Raw genomic sequence first — 7,380 nt, forward strand, 5'->3', positions numbered from 1 at the left:
TCTCGGGGCAGTATCGCGTAGGTCGCAAAGGTGCAGTATTTGCACATCTCCACGGAGTCACATACGGCAGCATAGTTCTCGTGCCAGACCACCATGGCGGGTTTTCCGGCTTCCGTGTACGGGTCTACACAGTTGGGATCACCGAACCACCTGACCCCATCCTCCGGAGCATAGCTTAGAAGCTCGAAATTGGGCAAGGCGCGCAGGTGGTCGCCGCCCCGGCTCGCCACAGCCTCCCCGAGGGCAAATGCTTTCCCTGTTCTTACGTCGAAGGCAGGCAGTTCGAGGCCTTTGACCTCCAGGGCGTAACCCTCGCTCCCAGGGATTCGTCTGCTCATCTCCCTGACCCCCAGCGCGAGAAACTCGCCTACCCCCTGCCGTAGCGCGATCCGCTTCAGCGCATCCAGGACGAACTCGCCGTCACCCCAGTCATACTTCTCACTCACTAGTCCCCTCTGTGAGCATTCCATGAGAAACGAGATGGAAGTTCCAGCGGAGATGGTATCCAGCCCCAGATCGTTGCATATCTGGTTCGCCTCGAGCACCACGTCGAGGTCAGAGACGCCAACCCGTGAGCCCAAAGCCACCAAGGTCTCGTACTCCGGCCCCATCCCCTCGCACGCATGTGCGGGATTCGCGACCCTGGCGTAGTTTTTGCAGTGAAGTATGCAGGAGAAACATGCCTTGGATCCTGTCCGGTACCGGGCGGAATAGGCGGCTGAAGAGATATGGTCGTACCCATCGAACAGCCCAAACTGGCCATTCTTTGTGGACAGCCCTCCTCCGGAGTGGGCGATGTCCACCAGGATCGGGGTGCCGGTCTCCGAGAAGTCTGGATAGGTCTTGTCGGCCATGAGCTTTTCGTGGCATTGCCTGACCTTAGCAAGAAACCCATCGACATCTTCCACATAGAGGTCATGGGACCCGCGGACAGCGATGGCGTTGAGCTTCTTCGACCCCATGACTGCCCCGACCCCGGTCCTGCCCGCCGCATTGTGCTTGTCAGTCATGATACATGCGTAGGGTACCAGGTTCTCACCTGCAGGCCCGATGGACACTACCCGCGTGTCCGGGCCATGCCGGTCGGTGAGGACATCTATAGTGCGGAATACTCCTGATCCCACCAGGTCGGATGCGTCTCTGATCTCCGCCCAGTCGTCCTCGATGAGAAGATACACAGGACGGTCAGATGCGCCCTTGATGATCAGAGCGTCATACCCGGCGTACTTGAGCTCAGGCCCGAAGAAGCCTCCAGAGTTCGCATCTCCCAGAAGCCCAGTGGCCGGGGATTTACAGCCCACCGTGAACCGTCCCGATGACGGGGAGAGCGTTCCCGAAAGAGGACCCACCGCGAAGACCAGGACATTTGCGGGGGAAAGTGGATCCGTGCCCGGAGGGACCATCTCGTAGAGCGCACGCGTACAGAACCCCCGGCCACCGATGTATAAGGACTTCCAGTGCTCGGGCGTGGGTTCCCGGCTCACCACCTTCCGAGTCAGGTCCACCTTGAGTATCCTTCCCGCATAAGGCACCAGGCTCACCCCCCGGTTGCTTTTCGTCTCGCGGGGGGCTTGAGAGTGATCGCCCCCGTGACACAGTACTTCGCGCACTGCGGGTCCCCGTGGCACATGTCACATATCAGCACCGTCTCGCGGGTGATGTGTAATCCCCCATATCTGCAAGCAGGAGCGCACCTCCCACACAAGTCGCACCTGGCCTCGTCTACCAGCACGTCACCATCGCTGGCAAGGATCGCGCCCCTCGGGCACGCGGCTACACACGGGGTATCCACACAATGGATGCAGACTCCGATCTTCTCGTTCTGACCGTCCCTCGTTATCCGGATCCGGGACCTCGTTGGGTTGAAGACGCGGAAATGAGCGATCGCGCACACAAGCTCGCAGTTCCGGCAGCCCGTGCAGAGAGCGGGGTCGATCAACCTGATGTCAGTATCGCTCGTTCCCATCAGATCGCCTCACCTGATCTATCTAGCCTGCGCCTCACGTGAAACAACAATCGCGCAGGTTCGGAGGCCGGCCCCCCCAATTCCGCAAGGATCCGCGCGGCATCCGCATTCTCGTCGGACACCTTGGCGCTCGACCTGGTGTCGATCTCCCGCAACCCCCGGAACCTCGCCTCCGCACGCTCCGGTTCTCCCGGAGCGACTATGGGTTGCCCGCCCCCGCCGACGCACCCCCCGGGACAGGCCATGACTTCCACGAAGTCGAGCTCCCGGATGTTCGGGCAGCCTTCAGGCATAGCCCCGCCCGGCCCTGTGACCACACCTTTGCCGCCGTCTCCGCAGGTGAGCGCGTCCAACAACCTCGCGGCCTCCCGGAGACCTTGCACCGATGCGACCCGGGGGAGCCTGCTCGGGGCCTCGGGCCCCCCGGCCCGCATGCGAGACTCCACGGATCTCATGATCGCCTCGGCCACTCCCCCGGCTCCACCGAACAGGTTCGCTCCTCCCGTCGACCTGCCGAGCATGGAGCCAAACTCCGCTGGGGGCAGGGTCGCGATGTCTATGCCCGCCCACCGGACCATGCGGGCAAACTCCCGAGTAGTGAGAACTGCATCCACGCCTGGCGCTGCCGGGGACCTGCACTGGCTGCTTGATATGGAGCCTGGCTCTGGATCCAGGCCCATCCGGCCGCCCGCGCCACGGGCTCCAGCCTCCATCGCCTCACGCTTCTTCGCAGTGCACGGCATGATGGACACTACGAAGACACTCTCTGGGTCGATCTGGGCCGCCCGGGCGTAGAAGGACTTCGCCGCCGCGCCCAGCATCATATGGGGGGATTTGCACGTGGACACGTGGGGCAGAAGATCGGGCCTGTGGTCTCTGACGTACTTGACCCAGGCTGGGCAGCATGAACTGAACATTGGAAGCGGCCCGCCCCGCCCCGACATCCGCTCGATCAGTTCCTCGGCTTCCATCAATACTGTGAGGTCAGCCCCGAAAGACGTATCGAAGACCTCATCGAATCCGAGCGCGCGCAGGGCCGCTACCATCTGCCCGGTCATCACGCGCCCGACCATTCCCCCATCAGCACCCCTCCGGGGCTCTCCCTCGCCATGCCCTGCGCCCTCGCCCGTCCATTCCGAAAGGCTGGTGCGTATGGAAGGGGCAGTCTGGACAACGACGTACAGGCTCGGATCGGCCAAGGCCCGCCGGACAGCACTGATGTGAGAGCGCTCTGCGAGCGCCGCAGTAGGGCACACAAGCACGCATTGGCCGCACTCCGTGCATCCTAGATCCTGTAGCCCGGCCCCGAAGGCCAGCGACTTGAGCTCGGTGAACCTGGAATCCACAGGGTAAGTTGAGCCCAGGGCGCGAGCGAAAGGTTGGACCCCGGTAGCCGCCACGGCCACGGCCTTCAGGACGTCCAGGTCTTGAATGAGAGCGCACACCTCCGCGCACCGGCCACAGAGGATGCACTTGGACGGAGTGCGGACTATTGCCCAAGATGACCGGTCCGCTGATACTACAGACCGCTGGGAGAGCCCCCGGACGCGTTGCAACCCGAGGTCTCTCTCTGCCCGGAGAAGTTCGCAAGTGTCCCCGCGCTCGCAGATGATGCACTCTCGGGGATGGTTTTGGAAAAGGAGACTCGCGTTCGCTGCGCGTTCGCTTTTCACCTGAAGGGTCTCGGTCTTGACTTCGAGGCCGTCGCGGACAGGATAAGTGCACGAAGTGACCGGCCCGCTCTCACCGGCCACTTCGACCAGGCACACCCGGCAGTTCCCGCCGTTTCCCAAGGCCGGGTGGTGGCACAGCGTGGGAATGGACACCCCGGCCAACCGTGCTGCATCGAGCACTGTCGCCTCCGGCGGCGCGTCCACGGTGATCCCATCGATGGTCAGACGCGGCATCGACCCATTCCCCCTGCGCGGCCACTCATCCGCCTGCAACCACTGGCAGAATGCTGACCCTAGCACCGCCCGCGACAATGTGCGCAGGATCGAAGACTCTCATCCCGTCAACTAGCACAATCGCCGTGCAGTCACCGCATATACGGGTTTTGGACAGATCTACCCCGAAATCCTTCTCAAGCCTTTCGAAGACATCTCGAAGGGAGCAGGAGTCTCCTTCGAATTCCACAGACACCCCCGGGCCAAGCTGGGCTGCATACCGGCCCACGCCTTTCACGGTGATGATCACAGCCTAATCCCACCTTACGGAATCCTCCACCTGTTTGAGTGAACCCCAGGTCGTAAGCCAGCCGGCCCTCTCCGTGAGGTCCTTGAACCCAAGGTTCAGATACATGTATCTTGGAGAGTCGAAGGCGTTCGCGGCCAGGTAGACTATGTCGCACCCCTTCTGCCTGGCAAGGTTGACCATTTCGAGGGTCAGATGCGAACCGATTCCGCGCCCACGCATCTTCTCTTTCACGTAGAGCCCCTCGATCTTGGCGACACCCCCGTGCCAGAACAGCTCCACGCACCCGGCCGGCGTAGCTCCAATATACGCAACGTGCACCAAGAGACCACCATCCCACCCTTGGCCGTGGCGTATGCGCGCAACAGACATCTTGTGCTCACACAGAGCAATGGCCCTTTCCACGAACCTGCCCCGAACTTGCGCTCCCCCATATTCGTCCCTCTTGATCTGCCTCCAGTCTTCCTTTGCCCTCCCGTCAGAGTCTACCTCCACAGGCCGAACTTCTTCGCCAGCACGCCTGGCACTCCGCCCCTTGGCGGGGCGGGCTTCGTCCCCGGCGAACAGCTGTAGCACGACAGGCAGGGGGGTGTAATCTCTATCCCGGAGCACCACTGCGAGCTCTTGGAGTGATGTCCGGAAGTCCAACTCGAACTTGCAGTGCTCCCTGCCCAGTCGGCGGAACTGCTTCTCCATCTCCAGGACGAACTCAGTGCAGTCCGCCCCAACCGGGAGATTGATCTCCCTTACATGGTTGGAGTCCCACATGTCCGGGCAGATCTCGGTGGTCACCACCGTGCAGACCTCCGTTCTTCGGACTTCGCATCCCAGATATGCATATTCATCCTCCGCTCTGGCCACGCGCCGAGCGGCTTCCGTTGGTTGATCGCTCATGTAGCATCCTCCAATGGTGGAATCAAAGGTCCCGAAAACCGGGCACGAGCCGCATCAACTGGGCCACAGCAGCCAGGATGGCTCCGGAAGCCACGACCAAGTATGGGATGCTGGATGTCCACACGCTGGCAATTGCCCCATATGCAGACAAGGCCACCGGTGTGATGATCAAGAGGAAAGTCATCCTGAAGGCGAAGACTTTCCCACGCATCTCGTCCGGGACCAGTTTGAAGAATACCATGTTGATGTTGACTTGCGCCAGTGGGGCACATATTCCAATCAGAAACGCCATGGTATATGTCCACACGACGCTCGGAGCCAACCCCCAGCTGGCGAGGAGAAGACCCTGGAGGGTGGGAAAGACTATGACGGCGCGATGGTGTTGGGTGGACTTCTGGAAACCTCCTGCCAACACTGCTCCCACCACACCGCCCACTCCCGCGAACGCGAAGAAGAGCCCGAGGCCGCGCGCGGTCTGGTGGAGCACTTCGCGGATCATGAAGGGCACCAGGATCGTTCCCATTGGCGCAAGGGCGAAGTTCCCACAGGCGAGCATGCCCATCAACCATGGCAGTGTTCTGGTCTTTCTTATGAATCTGAACCCTTCCCTCACTCCGAGAAGGGGGTTGGCGCGCCCTTGCGCGACCCGGTGGTGGTAAGTGATGAAGATCTCCGATACTCCTGAGAGGAAGAACGATATCGCGTTCAATAGGAAAACCATGGAGATCCCGACCCATCCGACGAGCACTCCCCCGAGGAACGGCCCGTACACTCCCACCATGCTGTTCAGACCCTGCTGCACAGCCTGGGATTTCTTGAGGGCGGAGTCTGGGACTATCCTCGGGACCAGTGCGTTCACCGCCGGCTCGAACAGGGCGGACGCTGTGCTCGCAAGGACGGTGGCAGCGTACAAGTGCCACAGCTTGAGCGTGCCACACAGAGCAAGACCCGCGACTGTGCCGATGAGCACAGCGCGGGCAAAGTCCATCCATACTACTACCCACTTGCGGTCCAGCTTGTCGGCGAAGACCCCGAGGAACGGGCCGAGGACCATCGCCGGCACAAGGCTGGCCATTCCGAGGGCCGCCATTGCGGCGGGAGACCCAGTCTTGTCAAGGATCCACCACAGAAGCGCGATCTGGTGAACCTGGTCTCCGGTGGCCGAGACAAACTGCCCGATGGCAAGAAGAGCGAAATCCTTATTGATTAGGGGATTCCCCAACTACCAGCGCCTCCGTCCGACACCCTGGCCGCCGGGCTGAGTCAGCACGGCGGCACGCGAGGCGGGCCGGGACGACGTCCTTCCGTACAAGATCTTCGTAGGTCTCACGTCTGATCACCAGATCAGCCTGGCCATCACGGACGAAGACCGCAGCTGGGCGAGGGTAACGGTTGTAGTTGCTGGCCATGGAGTAGTTGTACGCGCCCGTGCAAAAGACTGCGAGGATGTCACCGACCTCCACATGCGGCAGGGTAATATTCCAGATGAGCATGTCTCCTGACTCACAACAATTCCCCGCAACTGACACCAATTCCTGCATGGGCATGGAAGCTTTGTTCGCGATTGTCGCTTCATATCGGGCCTGATACAAGGCGACCCTGGGGTTGTCCGCCATTCCTCCGTCGACGGAAATGTAGGTCCTGATCCCTGGAATCTCCTTCACTCCGCCCACTGTGTATAAAGTGGTGCCGGCCTCCCCCACGATGGAACGCCCCGGCTCCAGAAGAAGCTTCGGAAGAGGCAGATCCCGTTGTGAAGCAGCCTCGCGGACCGCCCCCATGCATGCCTGGGCGAGCGCGGCAGCTGTGGTGGGCTTGTCGTCCCGGTTGTACTTGATGCCGAGCCCGCCTCCGAGGTTCAGTTCCTCCATGACGAATCCGCACTTGGCCCGGGCCTCCGCGGCAAAGTCCATCATCACATTCACAGCAACCTGGAAAGGCTCTATCTCGAAGATCTGGGACCCGATGTGGCAGTGGATCCCGGTCAGGCGGATATTGGGAAGCTGCATCGCGGCCTCCACCGCCCGAAGGGCCTCACCGTTTGGGATTCCTATTCCGAACTTGGAGTCTATCTGCCCGGTCTTCACATACTCGTGAGTGTGAGCTTCGATGCCCGGGGTCAGCCGGAGTATGACCTCTGCCACCCGGTTCTTCTCCCTGGCAATTCTGTCAACGAGAAGGAGTTCGTCCATGTTGTCTGTTATGAATCTTGCGATACCGACTCGAAGTGCGAAGTCGATCTCAGCCGCCGTCTTGTTGTTGCCGTGGAAGTAGATGTGCTCCGCAGGGTACCCCGCGCTGATTGCCGTGTACAGCTCACCGCCTGA

7 protein-coding genes are annotated in these 7,380 nt (G+C 61.3%); all 7 read right to left on the minus strand.

What is annotated here, in order from left to right:
• Positions 1-1,532, minus strand: a 1,532-nt coding sequence (locus NUW23_12830) for an aldehyde ferredoxin oxidoreductase family protein (GenBank protein ID MCR4427049.1), incomplete at its 3' end; no start/stop codon positions are given.
• Positions 1,533-1,537: 5 nt separating this feature from the next.
• A complete protein-coding gene (locus NUW23_12835; protein ID MCR4427050.1) occupies positions 1,538-1,966 on the minus strand; it encodes a 4Fe-4S dicluster domain-containing protein in 429 nt (142 codons plus the stop codon).
• Complete coding sequence (locus NUW23_12840; GenBank protein MCR4427051.1) at positions 1,966-3,873, minus strand: 2Fe-2S iron-sulfur cluster-binding protein; 1,908 nt, start codon at positions 3,871-3,873, stop codon at positions 1,966-1,968. Before NUW23_12840 ends, NUW23_12835 begins: the two co-directional genes overlap by 1 nt.
• A gap of 25 nt (positions 3,874-3,898) precedes the next feature.
• Positions 3,899-4,162: a hypothetical protein gene (locus NUW23_12845; GenBank protein MCR4427052.1), complete on the minus strand. Its 264-nt coding sequence runs from the start codon at positions 4,160-4,162 to the stop codon at positions 3,899-3,901.
• A 3-nt stretch (positions 4,163-4,165) separates the two neighbouring features.
• A complete protein-coding gene (locus NUW23_12850) occupies positions 4,166-5,053 on the minus strand; it encodes a GNAT family N-acetyltransferase (GenBank protein ID MCR4427053.1) in 888 nt (295 codons plus the stop codon).
• A 22-nt stretch (positions 5,054-5,075) separates the two neighbouring features.
• Positions 5,076-6,275: an MFS transporter gene (locus tag NUW23_12855; GenBank protein ID MCR4427054.1), complete on the minus strand. Its 1,200-nt coding sequence runs from the start codon at positions 6,273-6,275 to the stop codon at positions 5,076-5,078.
• Positions 6,253-7,380, minus strand: a 1,128-nt coding sequence (lysA, locus tag NUW23_12860; protein ID MCR4427055.1) for a diaminopimelate decarboxylase, incomplete at its 5' end; no start/stop codon positions are given. The genes lysA and NUW23_12855, both read right to left, overlap by 23 nt.

This window comes from Bacillota bacterium (assembly GCA_024655925.1).
Taxonomy (GTDB): Bacteria; Bacillota; DTU025; order DTU025; family JANLFS01; genus JANLFS01.